Source organism: Candidatus Magnetominusculus dajiuhuensis (assembly GCF_046044395.1).
Taxonomy (GTDB): Bacteria; Nitrospirota; Thermodesulfovibrionia; order Thermodesulfovibrionales; family Magnetobacteriaceae; genus Magnetominusculus; species Magnetominusculus dajiuhuensis.
Genome location: NZ_JBJUSG010000210.1, coordinates 1 through 3,153, shown reverse-complemented (window position 1 = coordinate 3,153; position 3,153 = coordinate 1). Strand labels below are relative to the sequence as shown.

At 45.6% G+C, this 3,153-nt stretch carries 5 protein-coding genes; 1 reads left to right on the top strand and 4 read right to left on the bottom strand.

All coding sequences use genetic code 11. The features are described 5' to 3' along the window. Positions 1 to 11 precede the first annotated feature (11 nt). The 4 genes from AB7D94_RS16900 to AB7D94_RS16885 form a co-directional block, all read right to left on the bottom strand. Positions 12 to 1,382 carry a potassium-transporting ATPase subunit KdpA gene (locus tag AB7D94_RS16900; protein WP_420267240.1) on the bottom strand — a complete coding sequence of 457 codons (1,371 nt, stop codon included), beginning with the start codon at positions 1,380 to 1,382 and terminating at the stop codon, positions 12 to 14. Next, positions 1,345 to 1,743, bottom strand: a complete 399-nt coding sequence (locus AB7D94_RS16895) for a potassium-transporting ATPase subunit KdpA (RefSeq protein ID WP_420267239.1) — start codon at positions 1,741 to 1,743, stop codon at positions 1,345 to 1,347. The genes AB7D94_RS16900 and AB7D94_RS16895 overlap by 38 nt, the downstream gene beginning before the upstream one ends. A 163-nt stretch (positions 1,744 to 1,906) precedes the next feature. Beyond that, positions 1,907 to 1,987, bottom strand: coding sequence for a K(+)-transporting ATPase subunit F (gene kdpF, locus AB7D94_RS16890; RefSeq protein ID WP_420267238.1), 81 nt, complete (start codon positions 1,985 to 1,987; stop codon positions 1,907 to 1,909). A gap of 167 nt (positions 1,988 to 2,154) precedes the next feature. Next, on the bottom strand, positions 2,155 to 2,646 hold the full coding sequence (locus tag AB7D94_RS16885; RefSeq protein ID WP_420267237.1) for a hypothetical protein: 492 nt from the start codon (positions 2,644 to 2,646) through the stop codon (positions 2,155 to 2,157). Between the two features lie 241 nt (positions 2,647 to 2,887). Between AB7D94_RS16885 and AB7D94_RS16880 the strand changes: the two genes are divergently transcribed. Next, positions 2,888 to 3,040 (top strand): hypothetical protein, encoded by a 153-nt coding sequence (locus AB7D94_RS16880; RefSeq protein ID WP_420267236.1) that lies wholly within the window; start codon positions 2,888 to 2,890, stop codon positions 3,038 to 3,040. The last annotated feature ends 113 nt before the right edge of the window (positions 3,041 to 3,153 follow it).

The following is a 3,153-nucleotide window of genomic DNA, read 5'->3' as shown; positions in this document are numbered from 1 at the left end:
TATGACATCTGCTACCCCCACTGTAAAGATGGGGTTTTCTTGACGCTTACGTAACGTTCGCTAATGTGAGGTTTTAAAATATCTTTAAGGGCGACAAGACCTACAATTTTGTTGTCCTCGGCTACGGCCAGAGGGGTCGCGCCTTTGGATGCGATATCTTCGACAATCCTCCTGAAATCAGCCGACAGCTCTTTACCTCCAACAAACTTGACGATGGCGTCTGGCGCTCCTTTCCTGATTTTCTTTCCGTTGCTCAAGTCTACGCCGCTCATGCGGGTTTGGGCAGTAAACGGTATGAATTTCGCGCCTTCAGGTATTTCAATCTGTGATTTGCTCTCATTTTCGTAGAGTTTCAGTATGCTTTTACCTTCCGGAGTTGCATCCGCCGCGGATGCCAGTGCCGCAAGACGCCCCACTTGCTCGACAGAAATAAATTTGGCGGGGATGAAGAGCGTGGCGTGCCTGTTGCCCACAGTGATGGTACCTGTCTTATCAAGCAGCACCACGTCTACATCTCCGGCAAGTTCAACGGCCTTGCCGCTTTTTGCTATGATATTTGCCTGGAGTGCCCTGTCCATACCAGCTATGCCTATGGCGGCAAGGAGCGCGCCTATAGTAGTGGGTATGAGACATACCAAAAGCGCAATAAGTGTCGGTACATCCGTGCCGAGGCTCTTAAGAGGTTCCTTCAGGCCGAGGTATCCAGCCATGGTAAGGGCATCAAATGTGGCCCCGGCGGAGGTGCCGAAGCGCATCTCCTTGCCTTCAAGATTGCCAAGGTGCTGGTCTACGGGTAGAGAGGGTACGGCAGGTATGGAAACCGTCTGCTTGCCGCCGGGAGCCTTGGCGTTGGGAATTTCGTATTTTCGTGCCATCTTTTGCCCCGATATTCCAGGATTCGGGTGCAGCGTATCAAAGTAAACAGACCAGGCTATCGTAGCTGCCATAAGAGTAAGCATAACTGAAAAAATGACAAGGCCATGCCTAAACCGGCCAAGCATTCGTCCGTACATCAATACGAGGGCAAAGGGAAAGAGCATCATAGACAGGGTATTGAAGAAATTCGACAACCCAGTCGGGTTTTCATAAGGATGTGCCGAGTTCATTCCGTAAAATCCGCCTCCATTTGTACCAAGCATCTTTATGGACTCAAAAGCCGCTACGGGACCAACGACAATAGTCTGCTTTTTTATCTCACCCTTGTCCGTCGTACCCATGGCCGCGGGTTCAAGCGTGGAAACCTGATAGGAACTTTTAAGGGTCATAGGGCTTCCCTGTGATATAAAAACGAGGGAAACCACAAAGGCTACAGGGATGAACATGTAAACCAGCACCCGCCACATGTCAACGAAGAAGTTTCCAATGTGGGTGTCCCCCCTCAGTGCGCGTATTACAGCGGCAAGAGCGCTTAAGCCTATGGCCGCCGAGATGAAGAGGTTGGCGATTCCAAAAAAAAATCTGGCTGAAGTTCGTCAGGTGCTGTTCGCCGGAGTAGTGCTGAAGGTCGGTGTTAGTCATAAAGGACACAACACTATTGAAAATAGTCGCCGGAGAAAGGAGAGTCTTTCCCTCCGGGTTCAACGGCGTAAAGGGTTGGAATACCAAGACTAAGTACCCGAATACGAAGAGAATTGTGTTGAATGTGATCAGTGAGGTTATGTAGTGTTTCCAGTCCTGAGGTCCGCTGTCAAGCAAATTCTCACACTTGTTGAAACCCGGAAGGGGCCGGTATTTTCCGTCCATTATCCACGCCATGTAACGGCTTAAGGGGAATGCTACAAGACTTGCCGTTACTAAAAGCGCCAATGGCAAAAACCAGATTTGATGAATAAACATATCGTTAACTCCTTAAAGTGTTTCTATTTATTTGTAGTGTGCTTATTCAGTTGATATTTGCCGCCCTTTATCAGAACCTCTCTGGCCTTATAAGAGCGACGACCAAGTAGACGAACAACAATAACGTTATACCCGCTGTTACGTATATCATAAATCACCTCCGTTTTAAACGTTACATTTTTAAATCTTGTCGCAAGCTTTTATAAACAGATAACATATGCCCATTATCGCTATACCTAAGAAAAACGTTTCTGGAATCCATGTTGCAAGGTTCATTTCGTAGTTCCTCCATTTTTTTGTAAATACGTTTTCTATTTATCATGTCCCTAAAGAGAAGGGGAAATTCACTATTACCACACCATTAACATGGCTCAGGCTGTTTTTAATTGATCTGGCCGTTGCGCTGCCAGTCAGGCTGTGGCGAAAACTTTTGGAAGTATTCTCAGGGATTATGACCGCAACAGACCTGTATAGTTTGCTGGTGAGGAGTTCTTCTATGTGGTGTTTGATTGGTTGTGCTATCATATCTTTATTTGAACTAAGCTCTTTCGGGCTGTCGATAATTGATAGGGGGACATTCGTAAAGAATTTCCATCTCGTTGCGAATATTGTTTTTTCAGTAGGTTCTGTACTGACATGAAGTGCCAAGATGTTTCCTGAAAGGACCTTTGCGTAGTCAAGCAGCCGCATGACAGCATCGTTGATATCCGATACGGCAACGACGGCTAAAACCTCGATGCATTCCTTATCCATAGGACAATCTTTGCCGATCGCTGTCTTTAGCGTTGATATTGTAGCATTGTTATTCATGTAACCTCCTTATGTTTTGCTGCCACCTTGCCGGTATTGTGAGCAAGTTCCGTACCAGTGAAATCTAACAACGTAAGTCAGTGAATTAAATAGATTATTTTAAAGATGTCTAGTTATTAAGGCTCGTAGTATAAAATTTTGAAATGTGGAATGCATCATCATGCTTTGCTGGTGATGTCAAATAAATTAAGCTATCTTATCTTTTATGAATCATTTAACGATTGACAATGATGGAGGAGGCATGTATAAGAGAACATGGCAATCCACACGCTGGAATCATAGAAATAATGCCTTCAGAAGCAGTGGACATGGGTTCAGACAAAGGAAGATAGTTCAGAATGGAACCAGTCAATTTGTAGATGTCCATCCCGCTTGTGCCGAAAAACTCATATGAGATGGCACGGCATGGGAAGTTGGGTATTTCTTTAGGAACAAGGGGCATAAGCAGAAGATTTGTAAGCGTCTAAATAACTACACCCGTTGATTTCCCTGCGAGGGCATCCCTAT